The following is a 14,907-nucleotide window of genomic DNA, read 5'->3' on the forward strand; positions in this document are numbered from 1 at the left end:
CCGGTTCCAAGTCAGCGTTTATAAACGTTTAAAAGGAGGATCATTATGAATTATAAAGAAGTATCCCAGGAAATATTGGAGGCAATCGGCGGGAAAGAAAATGTGGCAGCTGCAGCACACTGTGCGACTCGGCTCCGCTTAGCTTTACATGATGAAGATAAAGTCGATCAAGCAAAACTAGATGAGATGGATGCAGTAAAGGGAACATATTCAACTGGAGGACAATACCAGATTATTATCGGTGCGGGAACTGTTAATGAAGTATACAAAGAGTTTTCAAAGCTAACTGGACTTACTGAAATGTCGACGAAAGATGTAAAAGATGCTGGTTCGAAGAAAATGAATCCGCTTCAGCGCTTTGTAAAAATGCTTTCTGATATTTTTGTTCCTATTATTCCTGCAATTGTTGCCGGCGGTCTATTGATGGGGATTAACAACTTGCTCACAGCACCTGACTTATTTATCGCAGGGCAATCCATTGTCGAAGCTAACCCGGGATTCGCAGATTTAGCAGCTCTAATTAATACATTTGCCAACGCAGCATTTGTATTCCTTCCAATCTTAATCGGTTTCTCTGCCACACAGCGGTTTGGCGGAAATCCTTATCTGGGTGCTACACTTGGAATGCTAATGGTTCACCCTGACTTATTGAATGGTTGGGGATACGGAGGAGCCTTAGTAAGCGGTGAGATTCAGGTCTGGAATATTCTCGGATTTGAAATTGAAAAAATCGGATATCAAGGCACTGTGTTGCCGGTACTTGTTGCTTCCTTTATTTTAGCAAAAATAGAAACGTATTTGCGAAAAGTCATTCCTTCCGCACTAGACAATATTCTAACACCATTATTGACAATTTTTATTACTGGTATCTTAACGTTCACAGTAGTAGGACCGATTACTCGTGCTACAGGGAACTTATTAACAGACGGTCTCATCTTCTTATATGATGGAACTGGTTTTATCGGAGGAGCTATATTTGGACTTCTTTACGCACCAATCGTTATCACAGGTATGCATCATAGCTTTATTGCTGTAGAAACACAATTACTTTCTGATATTTCAAAAACTGGGGGCTCTTTTATTTTCGCAATTGCAGCAATGTCCAATATTGCTCAAGGTGCAGCAACCCTTGCAGTTACTTTCATTACGAAAGATAAAAAAACAAAAGGTACGGCATCTGCAGCGGGTATTTCGGCTCTTTTAGGGATTTCAGAACCTGCAATGTTCGGTGTTAACTTAAAACTGAAGTATCCATTTATTGGGGCAATTATAGGTTCAGGAGTGGCTTCTGCTTTCGTCACCTTCTTCAAAGTAAAGGCGATTGCACTTGGTGCTGCAGGTTTACCAGGGATTATTTCCATCAAAACAGATACAATTATCTTTTATATAATTGGTATGGCCATTTCCTTTGCTGTTGCCTTTATCGCAACATTCAGTTTAGCAAATCGGGCAGATAAAAAAGTTGCTGCACTTTCTCGAAAAGAAGCAGCCTAATTTATTAATATGAAAAGGGCTGTTCGAAACAAGGAACAGCCCTCTGATTTTTTAAAGGAGTCTGATCACATGAGATGGACAAAAGAACAGCGTTATCGCCGCGTTGAAGATGTTAATCAGGTAGAGCTACAAAATTTGAAAAAAAGAGTAAATGAATGCACATGGAGACAAACCTTTCATATACAGCCTTTATCCGGCCTACTTAATGACCCTAATGGCTTTTCTTTTTATCATGGCGAGTACCATTTATTCTACCAATGGTTTCCACTTGGTCCTGTACATGGGTTGAAGTATTGGTATCATACGAAATCAAAAGATCTCGTTTCTTGGGAAAATGCCGGCATCGGGATCGCACCGGATGATTATTATGACAGCCATGGAGCCTATTCCGGAAGTGCTATTGAATATAAAGGAAAACTATATTTATTTTATACCGGCAACACCCGTGATGAGAATTGGCAAAGACATCCCTATCAATGTATCGCCATCATGGAGAAAACGGGACAAATTGAAAAATTGACCCATCCATTCATTCGGGACGTACCAGAAGGATATACTAATCATTTCCGCGACCCGAAAGTTTGGAGAGAAAATGATACCTTTTATGCAGTAATCGGTGCACAGCGGAAAGATAAAACAGGATGTGTCGTCCTTTATCGTTCCTCCAATCTAGTAAACTGGACATTTGAAGGAGAGTTGCAAACTGACCTTGGAACTTTTGGATATATGTGGGAATGTCCAGATTATTTTGAACTGCAAAACTATGGTGTACTGATGTTTTCTCCACAAGGTTTGGAGCCCAAGGGAGACCTTTACCACAATATTTATCAATCCGGTTATGTTATTGGCAGCAAGCTAGATACAATAACCCACTCACTATCACATGGCTCTTTTCAGGAGCTTGACAGAGGCTTTGATTTTTATGCGCCGCAAACAATGGTTAATCCTGACGGAAGGCGTATCCTTGTCGGATGGATGGGCTTGCCTGAAATCGACCTACCCACAGACAAAAATGGCTGGGCGCATTGTTTAACAGTGCCAAGAGAATTATCTGTTCGAAACGGCAAACTGATTCAGCGGCCAGTGCAGGAACTTCAAGCGCTACGCAGGCAGGAAACTGAAGTAAAAGGTGTTTTGAAGAACACCAAGAACATGTATGAAGAATTCAAAGGAGTATCCTATGAAATGGTATGTGAATTTGAAAACAACGATGCCGTTGAATTTGGTATTGAATTCAGGGCCGGTGATGATGAAAAAACGGTCATTAAATATGATACTGTAGAGAAAAAAGTCATTCTTGACCGCTCTTCTTCAGGTGAGACCGTTGGAGAAGCTTATGGAACAATCCGAAAATGCTTTGTGAATACCAAAAAAATTAAGTTTCATTTATTTGTAGATACCTCTTCTGTTGAGATTTTCATCAATGACGGTGAAGAAGTATTCACGAGCCGGATCTTCCCTCGTGAAAACAGAAATGAAATTCGTTTCTTTGCATTATCTGGAAGCACCACTTTTCAAGCAAAAAAATGGAGTTATGTATGAAAGCGAGAGGTAAGGTATGAGAAATTTATATGCAATCGGTGAAGTATTAATTGATTTTATCCCCCTTCAAAAAGGAATCGCACTAAAAGATGTAATGGAATTCGAGCGTGCTCCAGGAGGCGCTCCAGCGAATGTTGCTGTATCAGTTGCCAGAAATGGCGGCAATGCATCGATAATTACTAAGCTCGGAATGGATTCATTTGGGGACTTTCTTTTAGAACAATTGCAGCAAGCCGGCGTGAAAATAGATAAAATTACGAGAACGAATGAAGCCAACACAGGCCTTGCTTTTGTATCTTTGCTTGAAAATGGTGAACGTGATTTCTCTTTCTACCGCAATCCTTCTGCAGATTTGCTGCTTCATGAGACTGAAATTAACGATAGCTGGTTTGCAAACGGCGACCTCCTCCACTTCTGTTCAGTCGATTTAGTGGAAAGTCCTATGAAGCATGCACATGTGAAAGCCATTACTTCCGTAAAAGCAAAAGGCGGAATCATCAGCTTTGACCCAAATGTCCGCCTTCCGCTTTGGACTGATCCTGAAGAATGCCGGAAAACGATTTTAGAGTTTGTTCCAATGGTTCATATTGTGAAAATTTCTGATGAAGAGCTTGAGTTTATTACCGGGATTACTGACAAAGAAAAAGCAGTTTCTTCGTTATTTACTGGTGCTGTTAAAGCAGTAATTTATACAAAAGGAGCTCAAGGTGCCGAATTATATGTAAGAGGTAAAAAATACGAATCAACCGGGTATCGCGTCGGCGTACAGGATACAACAGGGGCTGGGGATGCATTTATCGGAGGCTTGCTGTATCAGTTATTAGAAAAAGACGTTCGGCAAGGAAATCTGGAAGAAGTTCTTGAACTTCATCACCAAGAAATCCTAAGCTTTGCAAACGCTAGTGGCGCTCTTACTACGACTGGAAAAGGAGCAATCTCTTCCATTCCGGCCAAAGAAGCGATTTATCAACTGCAGCAAATCGATCAATAATGGCGCCTGCCCTAAACGGAAAAGTACCGACCGATTGGCTTGCTAAGTTGATAAGGACCTATTAAAAGGCCTTGGAGCTGCGGGCGTTTTGGAGGTAGGAAATAACATCTAGGCAATTTTTGGACCGAAATCAGACCAGCTAAAAGAATAAATCAAAAAAGTGATTGCTTAAGAAATTTGCTGTTCAGCCAGAATATTAAAAATAATTGGAGGTATTACCTTGTTAAAAAACTTATTTGGAAAAAAAACGAAAATTTCGGAAATAAAATTAGTATCGCCAATTGAAGGAGAAATTTTAAAGCTTGAAGATGTACCGGATCCAGTTTTTTCACAGAAAATGATGGGAGATGGTATTGCTTTCTTTCCTATCGAAGGGAAGGTAGTGGCGCCGGCTGATGCAAAAGTCATCAATGTCTTCCCGACGAAGCATGCCATTGCATTGGAAACGGCAGAAGGGCTGGAAATATTGATTCATATTGGATTGGACACGGTTAACATGAAAGGAGAAGGGTTTTCCGTTTGTGTGGCAGAAGGTGACCAGGTTAAAGCAGGAGACATATTGGTCACCTACAGCCTTGAACTGGTAAAGGAAAAAGCATCAAGTACTATTACACCGATGATCATTACCAATGGAGACATTGTGACACATTTAGAGTATCACTATAGTGGACAATCTGTAGCCGGTAAAACGACCGTTCTGGTAGTTACCTTAAAATAGAAGAAACTCGTTAAAGAACTAAAGAACATATGACCAAGAGATGTCCACCCCAGAAATGGGGTGTTTTTATTTTAACTAAGTTGGTATCATAACTTAACGGAATTGTGTTACTTTAGGTGATAATTTGCACTTATTTTAAGTGCTATTTTGCACGTATATTATTACTGCAGTTTTCCGGGGCTGCCATTTGGTGACCTTTTTGCTTAATGAACTCCCTCAGTTTAATAGATAATGCTCACGAATACTCGCTTATTCGCAGGATTTCAAACCACATGGTATAGGTTGCTTTAGATGAACGAAAGAGATCGGACCGTTTTGATAAGATGAGGGCAGATTGAAATAGGGGATCTATTAAAAATCCCATATTATTACATATGCTGCACGCATTTTCCACGCTGCCCCTGGAGGCTTTCCCTCCCATGTCTCAACGGGTCATAATCCTATGCCCTTTCATTCCTTCGTCATGCCTATCCAAGGGGTGGAGGCCGGTTTTGCTAACGGAACGGGTCATTGCCCTTTTGTTCATTACATCCAGTACTTCGTGCTTTCTTTGAAATCCTACGAATAAGCCAACTTTCGTTAAATAACCATGTGAATGTAAATTTACGCTGCTAGTTGTTCATGAGGGAAGACCATTTCCGGTTTATAGGCAGAGCCATTACGAGTAATCCCTACTAGGACACGGGCGAGTTTTCCACAGAGTTTCATGATGGATTTCATTTTCTTCATCTTCTTCACTTTAACATTATTCGAGTGTAGGGCTTTAAACTCAGGGTTATTCATCACCAGACTCATGGTCGCAAGGAAGAGGTAACGCCGCAGGCGTGATCTTCCACGTTTGGAAAGAACAATTTGGCCTTTCCACTTCCCAGAGCTTGCCTCAGCGAGATGCAATCCTGCATGACGAAGGAGTGAATTCCCGTGAGCGAACCCACTCAGATCTCCAGCTTCTCCTAAGATGCCTGCCAGTGAAATCTCGCTGATTCCTTTAATGTCAAGTCTTAACGAATGGAATCTGTTCCAAGACATTTGTAACTTCTTGCGTTACTCTTTCGAGTTGGGATGAAGCGAGATCATATTCCTCTAATAACTGTCTCAAGTGAAGTTTATACGCATCAAGGGCTTGTTTCGTACCAATTGAACGCTTGGCCAATGCAAGCAGGGAACGGGCTTTTTTATGCCCGGAATGTCGCTTCATACATGATTTCCACCCGGTTACGATATCTTGAAGCTGTAAGGAACATAATTCAGCTGGGGTAGGAAAGAGGCGTAGGGTTGCGATTGCCCCTTTACATGATACGTCTTTAAACACTTGCCGGAGCTCGGGAAAGACCACATCCACCCAGCGATTAATTTGGTTGATGGAGCTAACAAGACGCTTAACGATCACATCTCGGTTAGCCATAAGGACACGAAGTTTTTCAAATGATTCTGAAGTGGAACGAACGAAGGCATAGTAGCCATTCTTCACCATATCAGCGATAACAAGGGCATCTTTTTTATCACTTTTGGATTGCGTATTATCACGATTTTCTTTGTTTCTTTTGACATGGTGAGGATTGACCGTGACGACATCCATGTTTTGTTTGACTAGCCACTTTGAGAGGTTTATCCAATAATGACCGGTAGGTTCCATTCCGACTATCGTGGTGTCTAAGTTTTTCATGTGTTTTAGTTCCTTGATCCAGTTTAGTAAGCTAGTAAAACCCTCTTCGTTATTTTCAAAAGACAAAGGTTTCCCGACCACAATGCCCCGATAGTTTACAGCACGGGCCACGTGTACGTGTTGGGCAATATCCACACCAACAACTAGATGTTGATCTGTAATTCTCTCGATTAGTTGATTTTGTTTGTTTTGCATTTTAAAATTCATAGTAGGGCTTCCTCCTTAAGACTTTGAGTTAGATTGGACTCTATACTCGTATCTTACTGAGGGGCTCTATTTTTTTCAAACCTGATATTTAACGATCTACAGGAATGCTAACGGGGCAGGATAGTTGAAGAACGAGTACAATTTTATTTTTATAAAAAGCCGTTTTTATTTTAATAGTATTTAGTTTGATAAACTACTGACGGACGATAATATGATTGATGAAAAAACAATTACATCAAAAGTTATCAATAAACAGACGAAAATCATTAGTAAATTTTCCCTATCCAACAAGAGCCCTCAATGATAAAATAGAACTATTAACTCAAACAATAGGGGCGACTGTAATGAGTAAAAGAATTTTCTACATATTTATGATTCTATGGATGGTGTCGGCTAATACTACTTTTGCCCATCCAGGGAATACGGATTCGAGCGGGGGGCATACGTGTCGAACCAATTGTGAAGATTGGGGATTAAATTACGGAGAGTATCATTATCATGATTCGACTCCCGCATCTTCCGTGAGTGACTATGAAGATGGATATGACCGTGGTTACGAACTAGCATATAGTTACACTTCCCAGTGTGAAGAAGAATATGAGCGGTGGTGGGAAGGACCGCAAGCGTTTGGAGATGGATACGAGCAAGGGATAGATGATGGGCACCAAGAGGGCTTATTGGTTTGCTATGAAGACAGCCATCAAGCAGGTTATGATCAAGGATATTCAGACTACATAGATGATTATGAATATAATGTTGAAACGGATGAACTATATGACGATACTTCATATGAAAAAGGATATGTGGATGGATGGGCACAGGCGGAAAGTGAAGATGATAGTGAGGAAGTGGAAGCAGTATCTTATGAGTCATCAGATGACTCTTCTATGGATTCGAGTGAAGATGTAGACTCAGAGGAAGAACTAACTGATATAGACGAAGAGACGCTATATGATGATGGTTATGATGAAGGGTTCATAGCAGCAGAAGAAGATTACCTTTATAATGATTACAACAGCGATTTAAGTGAAAAAGAATTGGAAGTGTATAAGAAGGGGTATTTTGCTGGTTATATTGAGGGTGGAGGGGGAACCTTTGGTGAAAACATTTACTATTATTCATTTCAAAAGTACCTCCTTGCTACGATTTTAATAGGAACGGTCATTTTTTCGGGTCTGATATGGTTCATTTTAAAAAGAAGACGGAATAAACAAGCTGATAAATTTTCAGATGAGGTAAAAAAGCCAAGCGAAGGAAAAACAAGTTGGATAATCAGTGGTGTTATAATAACTTCGATTGTCGGTTTCTTTTTAATTGGCAGTATGGATGGTTCAGAACCTGTGGATTCAGAAGAGTCTGATAATCCTTATTCCTATACGTCTATTGATCATGACTGTAATGATTTTGATACACAAGAAGATGCTCAATTGTTTTATGAGGCAAATGGGGGATCAGAGGAAGACCCTCATGATTTAGATCGTGATAATGATGGAATGGCTTGTGATTGGAATCCTTGAGGTATTGATTAGATGTTGTTAATAAGAGTATTGTTTCCTTATTAAACAAACAGGTGCGTTAGCTTAAGATCGGAGCTGTCTTTAAGACAGCTTTTTCGTGCGCCCGGCATGGGTGCAATCTATAGGGTGAAAGTCCCGAACCATGAAGGCAGTAGTAGTGGTTAGCTTAATGCAAGGGTGTCCACGTTGACGTGGAATCTGAAGGAAGCAAGCGGCAAACCTCCGGTCTGAGGAACACGAACTTCATATAAGGCTAGGTATCATTGGATGAGTTTGCGAAACAAAACAAAGTCCTTACTGCCGAAGGTGGTACGAGTAAATGAAGCAGATAGATGGAGGGAAAGATTGCACTCTTACCCGGGGAGGTCTGATGACAGCCAAGTACACTTGGTAACCTGTCCAGTGATGGACAGCTGAATCATCAGAAGTCAGCAGAGGTCATAGTACTTGTCTACTCGAGAAGATAAGGAAGGACCGAACAGATTAAGGAGGATGAATACTAGGCGTTCGTTATCTGCAAAGAAGCAAACAATTCCTAACGGAACTTATTTGAAGGAAGAAGTGGTGAATACACGGGGAACTTCAAAAGGGTGGAGCAGATAAAGGCACAAATAGACCATTTATCCACGTAGAAAGGATATCAACGATGTTAATGGAACAGATACTAGAGAGGGAAAACTTAATACAGGCATTGAAGCGTGTAGAAAGAAATAAGGGAAGCCATGGTGTAGATGGAATGCCGGTTCAAAACCTGAGACCGCACCTCGTAACCGAATGGTACAACATGAAAACTGCCCTTTTACAGGGTACCTATCAACCGCAGCCCGTCCGTCGTATCGAAATCCCGAAACCAAACGGCGGAGTTCGGCTATTGGGTATTCCAACCGTTCTAGACCGTTTCATTCAACAAGCCATTGCCCAAATATTGACCAAGATATATGACTCAACCTTTTCGGAGAATAGCTATGGATTTCGCCCTAACAAACAGGGGCACCAGGCGGTTCGAAAGGCAAAGTCCTATATAACCGAAGGTTATACATGGGTAGTGGATATGGACTTGGAGAAGTTCTTCGATAAAGTGAATCATGACAAGCTCATGGGAATGTTAGAGCGGAAAATTGAAGATAAACGAGTTCTCAAACTGATTCGTAAATTCCTTCAAGCAGGCATTATGATAGGCGGACTTTTTCATAAAAGTGAGGAGGGAACTCCGCAAGGAGGTCCGTTAAGTCCTTTATTATCTAATATCATGTTAGACGAGTTAGATAAAGAACTAGAGAAACGCAATCTTCGATTCGTAAGGTATGCGGATGACAGTACTATCTTTGTGAAGACACGAAAAGCCGCCAAACGTGCAATGGGAAATATCTCAAGCTTCATTGAAAATAAACTGAAGCTAAAGGTCAACTACGAGAAGTCGAAGTATGATCGCCCTTGGAACAGAACGTTTCTCGGTTTTAGTTTCACGAAGTCAAAGAAGAACCCGAAGGTTCTACTGGCTAAACAAACGGTGAAGAGAGTAAAGAAACGAATCAGGGAAATGACCTCGAGAAAATTACCGATACCCATGAAACTCCGAATAAATAAGTTAAAGCAATACCTTAGAGGTTGGATGGGGTATTTCGCCCTCATTGATACTCCGAACGTATTGAAGAATTTAGATTCATGGATTCGAAGAAGACTCAGGATGTGTCTATGGAAGCAATGGAAATTGCCAAGAACGAGGGTGAGGAAACTCAAAGGATTAGGCGTCCCATTTGGAAAAGCCTATGAATGGGGAAATAGCAGAAAGGGTTATTGGCGCATAGCGCATAGTCCTATTCTAGACAAAACCCTTAATAATGTTTATTGGCTCCATCATGGGTTAGTAAATCTATATGAACGATATACAAAACTACGTCAGACTTAAACTGAACCGCCGTATACCGAACGGTATGTACGGTGGTGTGAGAGGTCGGAGGCTAGGCGCCTCCTCCTACTCGATTATGCAGCTAAATGAGGAAAATAATACAACAATTATAAACCCCGTTTTTAGGTATACTCACCAAGATACGCCGTATTTGGTACCGACACAAGGGAAAAAACCAATAGAATCATACCCAAAGGTAACGTTAATAAACGATAGTCTTTCAAGTTCAATATCTGGGCTATACCCAAATTTAATACATAGAACAACATGCTCATCTTAAAAAAGGTCGATATAAACCATATTCCAGCAACAATCGCTTCAATTCTTGTGAGTCGACAACCTTTCATCCCCTTAACGGGCTGAGTGTAAAGAGAAAAATATTTAGATAACGTACTTTTCATTTTCTTTTTCCTTCATAAATTCATGTAGCCTTCTTATGAGCCCGCCATTGCCAAATCGGATAAATTTATGTTGATCCTTCTTTAATCCTGCGTCTTTGACGAATTCCAGGAATGCCAAAAGGTAAATTCGCCGGGAAAGAATATGGACAATCCCATATTCATAAAACCAGTTATCAATGGTATTATAAACCCCTTTATTTAGGGCGTAACGTTGTTCGCACCAATGAAAAAAACTCAAATCAGGTAAATTAAGATATTCGTTCTCCTCTAAGGAACTCTTCTTTCGTGTTTTAGTGGAAACCCCTGATAAGCTTGAACTGTTGGTTTGCATAGTGAATGTCCTCCTTAATTTGATGTTTTAAAAATTCGATAGAGGGAAATTTCCGCTCCTCTCTGACTTTAAAGAGAAGCTGACATTCTATTTCCTCTCCATAAATATCATTCTGAAAATCTAGAAGATGGACTTCAATCGTCTTTTCTAAATTTGATTCAAACGTTGGTTTGAGACCGATGTTCATAATGCCTCTGTATTGATTTCCTTTTAAAGACACACATACTCCGTACACCCCGTTTTCTATCAGTCCGGCATCAGCATTAACATTTGCTGTAGGAAAACCGAGTTCTCTTCCCATCTTTCTTCCATGAACCACACTTCCGCAAATTGATATTTGTTCTTTTATACCCTCTTTGGCTTGTTGCATATTCCTCACCCTTTTTATGAAATTAAGGTTTTTCTTGCATGTAAAGTCTTATAACGATAAAAGGCTCTCAGTTCAAGGGAAAGTACGCCTTGAATTGAGAGCCTCTAGTGATCTAGTCGGCATATTCAAACTTTTTGAAATAAAATAAAACGTTTATCAATGGGGGTCTTACCGCCCGTGAGTGCGAGGTAAATATTTAAAGATATATTAAAATAAATTAAACCAATATGTCAAGTCGGAATTTAGAATTTATTTTGAAAATTAGCCGAACGGTTTATGTAACAAAGCAATATTTCTTATCGCGTGTTTCTTTTTTTATTTGATTGTTTTTATAAACATGGTTGCTTTTGGACCTGTCACGTTTCGGCATGATAGGTCCAAAATAAAACTAGCAAGCTTTTAGATAAGAGCCTTTATCCCGATTAACGGGGAGTAAGACCTCACCTCAAAACGAAGCTTAATCGAAGAAGTGTAAGTGGGAGATAACTGCCCGTAAAAGCACGATAAGATCCCTAACCATCGGCGACGCACAGGATGTGCTAGTAAAGTCGTTGCGACAGGACGTCGCGTAGTTAGTCTTCGTTCCATCCCCTACTGATGGAAGTGTTCTCCTCTATAAAAATATTTTTCATTTTACAATTCACACTTGACAGATGTGTTTAGTTTACTTTAACCTTATAACAACATCATCTTTTTTTGAAATATCTGAATATGCCCACTGGATCACCGGAGGCTCATGTCGGTTCTTTATCTTTAAAGAACCTGGCAAGAGCCTTTTTTATTTAGGAAAGGAGGAAGTATAAAATGAGTTTACAATTTGCTTATTGGGCCCCAAATGTGAGCGGCGGGCTTGTTATTTCCAATATCCCTCAAAAGACGGGATGGTCGTATGAGGCGAATAGACGGTATGCCCAGATTGCTGAGGAATCAGGCTTTGATTATGTTTTGCTGCAAACACGTTTCTTTGCAAGCTATGGTGCGGAGAACCAATTAGAAGCAGCCACCCTTGCATCCGCATTAGCAAGCGTCACAAAAAAGATTAACATTATCACAGCTGTTCTTCCGGGCTTATGGCATCCCGGTGTAGTGTCTAAGATTATCTCTACAATTGACCATATTAGCAATGGGCGAGCGTCTGTGAACATTGTAAGCGGATGGTTTAAAGGCGAGTTTAACGGTTATGGCGAGCCATGGCTGGACCACGATGAGCGTTACCGCCGTTCTGAGGAGTTTATCCAAGTTCTGCGTAATATGTGGACACAAGAATCAACAACCTTTAAAGGAGATTTTTACCGCCTGAATGAAGCACCGTTAAAACCGAAACCAATTAACGCTCCAAAAATTTTTCAAGGGGGAAATTCGAAAGCTGCAAGAGAAATGGCAGGACGAGTATCAGATGTTTATTTCATGAATGGAAACTCCTTGGACCAATTAAAACAGCAAATTGATCACGTGAGATCGCTGGCCAGCTTGAACGGTAGAGACATTCAATTTGGTGTCAATGGTTTCGTGATTGTCCGTGATACAGAAGAGGAAGCAAAACAAGTGTTAAGAGAGATTGTTTTACATGCGGATAGTGAAGCAGTTGAAGGGTTTAAAAGTCAAGTGAAATTCGCAGGGCAAGCCTCCCCGCAAGGTAAAGGAATGTGGGAAAATTCATCATTTGAGGATCTTGTCCAGTACAATGATGGCTTCAAAACTGGTTTAATCGGGACAGCCGAGCAAGTTGCCCATCGCATTATCGAACTGAAAAAAATCGGTGCCGATATCATTCTAACAGGATTCTTGCACTACGAAGAAGATTTACAAGCATTCGGCGAGAAAGTTATCCCGATCGTAAGACAAAAGGAAGAACAACTAAAGGAAAAAGCAGGGACAGTATAAGACTTCAGCCTGCTTATGAAAAAAGATAGCACTATTTTTATTATAGAAATTCATCTTAATATAAAGATAAGTCTTAGAGGAGGAAACTATTATGTCATTAGAGATTGCGGCACGACCATTATATAATAAAACGAACCGTGAATATTACGAGGGAATCCGTCAAGAGATTCGTAAAGTTGTAGATACGGTGGTACGTCCTAATGCTGAAATTACAGACTGGGAAGGAAAGTTTCCTAGAGAAAACTTAGAAGCTCTTATTAAAGCAGGATGGGGAAATATTTTTGTTCCTAAGAAATATAACGGTTTGGAGCTCGATCATATAGCGTTTGCTATTGCGGCAGAAGAAATAGGAAAAGCATGCGCCTCCACTGCCCTTGTTTATGTAATGCATGTAGGAGCTGTCCAGACCATTACCCTTTACGGAAATGACGAACAAAAGGAACGCTGGCTAAAACCTATTGAACGGGGATGGATCAGTACATACTCAACAAGTGAAAAGGCTTCCGGCGGACATTGGTGGTATAACTTCAGTCAAGCACAGCGTGATGGCGAAGATTATATTTTAAATGCCGATAAATCATTTACTACGAGTGCCGGTCAAGCGGATTTTTATGTGGTCCAAACAAGGAGTCCTGAAGCACAGGATGCAACCGATATCAGTTTCTTTATTGTAGATGGAAAGCTCCCTGGAATTAAAGCAAGCCCGTGGGAAGCGCTGGGTGTGCGCGGGAATCATAGTGGTCCCATTTCCTATAAAGATGTATTAGTTCCTAGACGTGATATTTTAGGAGGAGAAAATCGAGGAAAGGACATCCTTCTGCATGGAGTATCCCCTATTTACCTAATCGGACTTGGATCGGCATGGTTAGGCGTAGCACAACATGCTCTCCAATTAGCTAGAGATTATGTTACAAATACCATCCATCGGGATTTTGATAACCGTTTAAGTGACTATCAAGTAATCCGCCAGCAAATTGCAGAAGCCAAAGTATTAATCGAAAGTACAAAACCATGGCAATTCGACCTTGCCGAACAATTAGATATTTTACAATCAGAAGGAAAAGAGCAGGGAGTGCTAACCCTTCCTCTTACAGAATTCAAAGTTCATGCTTCCGAGGTAGCGAATAAGGCTGCGAAAATCGCACTAGATGTAAGCGGAGGATACGGATATAAAAAAGGACCTATTGAACGCCTTTTCCGTGATGCGCGTGCTGGAATTGCAATGGGGCCATCGAATAATATTGCAAGAGAATGGATTGGTAAAGACCTCGTCGGACTCCCTCTCGAGCTCTGGGTAAAAGGCGGAGAATAAAGAAACATAAGGTATTAGCGATTGTGATATTTATTATTTTAGGTGCAGCGACAATGGTAGGTTTTATTCCAATGACTAATTCACAACCTGCACCATTCTTTTCTAATTTTATAAGTACAGGTTTATTTCCTAATGGTGCTTTTGCAATTATAATGACGATGCTTGCTGTGAATTTTGCATTTTCAGGAACTGAATTAATAGGAATTGCAGCTGGAGAAACTGTAGATCCAGAAAAAACGATACCAAAGGCAATTCGTATAACATTGTGGAGATTGATTATCTTTTTTGTAGGAACTTCGTTGTATTATCTGGGTTATTGCCTATCTCGGATGCAGGAGTATTAGAGAGCCCCTTTGTTGCTGTTCTTGAACGAATTGGCATCCCATATGCAGCTGATATTATTAGAGTGGCGAATATTAAAGAGTTTTATATTTTTTAATCAAGTCCAACTTTACATATTTTCTTTGGGGATGACATAACCTCAAGCAGTTCGTATAATCGACGAATTTTAGATTAAGCGATAACTAGGATTAAAACATAGTTAACCTATGTATTTAATATGGAA

General features: G+C 40.4%; 12 protein-coding genes and 2 pseudogenes. 10 read left to right on the forward strand and 4 right to left on the reverse strand.

Annotation, left to right across the window (positions count from 1 at the left end):
* The first annotated feature begins 45 nt into the window (after positions 1-45).
* The 4 genes from QFZ73_RS27950 (at position 46) to QFZ73_RS27965 (ending at position 4,745) form a co-directional block, all read left to right on the forward strand.
* Complete coding sequence (locus QFZ73_RS27950; protein WP_307273882.1) at positions 46-1,494, forward strand: sucrose-specific PTS transporter subunit IIBC; 1,449 nt, start codon at positions 46-48, stop codon at positions 1,492-1,494.
* A 69-nt stretch (positions 1,495-1,563) separates the two neighbouring features.
* Positions 1,564-3,036, forward strand: coding sequence for a sucrose-6-phosphate hydrolase (locus tag QFZ73_RS27955; RefSeq protein WP_307273886.1), 1,473 nt, complete (start codon positions 1,564-1,566; stop codon positions 3,034-3,036).
* A gap of 16 nt (positions 3,037-3,052) precedes the next feature.
* The gene (locus tag QFZ73_RS27960) at positions 3,053-4,027 is read left to right on the forward strand and encodes a carbohydrate kinase family protein (RefSeq protein ID WP_057277268.1); all 975 of its coding nucleotides are present in this window, start codon (positions 3,053-3,055) and stop codon (positions 4,025-4,027) included.
* Between the two features lie 220 nt (positions 4,028-4,247).
* Positions 4,248-4,745, forward strand: a complete 498-nt coding sequence (locus QFZ73_RS27965) for a PTS sugar transporter subunit IIA (protein WP_054397421.1) — start codon at positions 4,248-4,250, stop codon at positions 4,743-4,745.
* 603 nt (positions 4,746-5,348) lie between these two features.
* Here QFZ73_RS27965 and QFZ73_RS27970 read toward each other — a convergent pair.
* Positions 5,349-6,618 (reverse strand): annotated as a pseudogene (locus tag QFZ73_RS27970) (IS110 family RNA-guided transposase).
* Positions 6,619-6,962: 344 nt separating this feature from the next.
* Here QFZ73_RS27970 and QFZ73_RS27975 point away from each other — a divergent pair.
* The 3 genes from QFZ73_RS27975 (at position 6,963) to ltrA (ending at position 10,044) form a co-directional block, all read left to right on the forward strand.
* On the forward strand, positions 6,963-8,135 hold the full coding sequence (locus QFZ73_RS27975) for a YHYH domain-containing protein (RefSeq protein ID WP_307273891.1): 1,173 nt from the start codon (positions 6,963-6,965) through the stop codon (positions 8,133-8,135).
* Positions 8,136-8,582: 447 nt separating this feature from the next.
* Entirely contained in the window at positions 8,583-8,738 is a 156-nt protein-coding gene (locus QFZ73_RS27980; RefSeq protein WP_307263198.1) for a hypothetical protein, read from the forward strand.
* Positions 8,739-8,781: 43 nt separating this feature from the next.
* Positions 8,782-10,044, forward strand: a complete 1,263-nt coding sequence (gene ltrA / locus QFZ73_RS27985) for a group II intron reverse transcriptase/maturase (protein WP_307267670.1) — start codon at positions 8,782-8,784, stop codon at positions 10,042-10,044.
* A 122-nt stretch (positions 10,045-10,166) separates the two neighbouring features.
* Here ltrA and QFZ73_RS27990 read toward each other — a convergent pair whose 3' ends face one another.
* Genes QFZ73_RS27990 through QFZ73_RS28000 form a run of 3 tightly spaced genes read right to left on the reverse strand, consistent with a single transcriptional unit; the run spans position 10,167 to position 11,146 of the window.
* Positions 10,167-10,445, reverse strand: a complete 279-nt coding sequence (locus tag QFZ73_RS27990) for a GerAB/ArcD/ProY family transporter (protein ID WP_307273894.1) — start codon at positions 10,443-10,445, stop codon at positions 10,167-10,169.
* Positions 10,426-10,776 (reverse strand): hypothetical protein, encoded by a 351-nt coding sequence (locus QFZ73_RS27995; RefSeq protein ID WP_251436155.1) that lies wholly within the window; start codon positions 10,774-10,776, stop codon positions 10,426-10,428. Before QFZ73_RS27995 ends, QFZ73_RS27990 begins: the two co-directional genes overlap by 20 nt.
* Complete coding sequence (locus tag QFZ73_RS28000; protein ID WP_307273900.1) at positions 10,736-11,146, reverse strand: riboflavin kinase; 411 nt, start codon at positions 11,144-11,146, stop codon at positions 10,736-10,738. Before QFZ73_RS28000 ends, QFZ73_RS27995 begins: the two co-directional genes overlap by 41 nt.
* 804 nt (positions 11,147-11,950) lie before the next feature.
* On the opposite strand from QFZ73_RS28000, the gene sfnG reads away from it, so the two are divergent.
* From sfnG to QFZ73_RS28015, 3 genes and pseudogenes are all read left to right on the forward strand, one after another.
* A complete protein-coding gene (sfnG, locus tag QFZ73_RS28005) occupies positions 11,951-13,030 on the forward strand; it encodes a dimethylsulfone monooxygenase SfnG (protein WP_251436159.1) in 1,080 nt (359 codons plus the stop codon).
* Between the two features lie 91 nt (positions 13,031-13,121).
* Entirely contained in the window at positions 13,122-14,342 is a 1,221-nt protein-coding gene (locus QFZ73_RS28010) for an acyl-CoA dehydrogenase family protein (protein ID WP_251436161.1), read from the forward strand.
* A gap of 8 nt (positions 14,343-14,350) precedes the next feature.
* Positions 14,351-14,745 (forward strand): annotated as a pseudogene (locus QFZ73_RS28015) (S-methylmethionine permease); the annotation flags it as partial.
* Positions 14,746-14,907: the final 162 nt, after the last annotated feature.

The sequence above is a fragment of the Peribacillus sp. V2I11 genome (assembly GCF_030817135.1).
Lineage (GTDB): Bacteria > Bacillota > Bacilli > Bacillales > DSM-1321 > Peribacillus > Peribacillus simplex.

What these genes read in the sequence shown, in the direction of transcription:
- QFZ73_RS27950 (WP_307273882.1), top strand. Translation starts at nt 46, where the DNA reads ATGAATTATAAAGAAGTATCCCAGGAAATATTGGAGGCAATCGGCGGG.
- sfnG (WP_251436159.1), top strand. Translation starts at nt 11,951, where the DNA reads ATGAGTTTACAATTTGCTTATTGGGCCCCAAATGTGAGCGGCGGGCTT.
- QFZ73_RS27995 (WP_251436155.1), bottom strand. Translation starts at nt 10,776, where the DNA reads ATGCAAACCAACAGTTCAAGCTTATCAGGGGTTTCCACTAAAACACGA.
- QFZ73_RS27960 (WP_057277268.1), top strand. Translation starts at nt 3,053, where the DNA reads ATGAGAAATTTATATGCAATCGGTGAAGTATTAATTGATTTTATCCCC.
- ltrA (WP_307267670.1), top strand. Translation starts at nt 8,782, where the DNA reads ATGTTAATGGAACAGATACTAGAGAGGGAAAACTTAATACAGGCATTG.
- QFZ73_RS27990 (WP_307273894.1), bottom strand. Translation starts at nt 10,445, where the DNA reads ATGAAAAGTACGTTATCTAAATATTTTTCTCTTTACACTCAGCCCGTT.
- QFZ73_RS27975 (WP_307273891.1), top strand. Translation starts at nt 6,963, where the DNA reads ATGAGTAAAAGAATTTTCTACATATTTATGATTCTATGGATGGTGTCG.
- QFZ73_RS28010 (WP_251436161.1), top strand. Translation starts at nt 13,122, where the DNA reads ATGTCATTAGAGATTGCGGCACGACCATTATATAATAAAACGAACCGT.
- QFZ73_RS28000 (WP_307273900.1), bottom strand. Translation starts at nt 11,146, where the DNA reads ATGCAACAAGCCAAAGAGGGTATAAAAGAACAAATATCAATTTGCGGA.
- QFZ73_RS27955 (WP_307273886.1), top strand. Translation starts at nt 1,564, where the DNA reads ATGAGATGGACAAAAGAACAGCGTTATCGCCGCGTTGAAGATGTTAAT.